The sequence below is a fragment of the Collinsella sp. AF31-11 genome (assembly GCF_003475605.1).
Taxonomy (GTDB): domain Bacteria; phylum Actinomycetota; class Coriobacteriia; order Coriobacteriales; family Coriobacteriaceae; genus Collinsella.
The window spans coordinates 165,942-166,225 of record NZ_QRQS01000005.1 but is presented as its reverse complement, the minus strand read 5'-3'; the positions used below and the strand labels follow the sequence as shown (position 1 = coordinate 166,225).

The 284-nt window shown below is 64.1% G+C and carries 1 pseudogene; it reads left to right on the top strand.

Annotation, left to right across the window (positions count from 1 at the left end):
- Positions 1–284: pseudogene (locus tag DWZ22_RS10440) on the top strand (UDP-glucose 6-dehydrogenase); the annotation flags it as partial.

Below are 284 nucleotides of genomic sequence, written 5' to 3'. Positions count from 1 at the left end.
GACGTAGCTGAGCGCGTCCTGCCCAAGGACACCAAGCAGCTGCTGGCCAACTACAAGGACGTGCCCCAGAACCTGATCGAGGCCATCGTGGATGCCAACCGCACCCGCAAGGACTTCGTCGCCGACGAGGTGCTGCAGATGGTGTGGGACCGCGTCTACGAGGGCAGGGAGAAGCCGGTCGTGGGCGTGTACCGCCTGACGATGAAGTCAAACTCCGACAACTTCCGCGCGAGCTCCATCCAGGGCGTCATGAAGCGCGTGAAGGCCAAGGGCGTGCCCGTGGT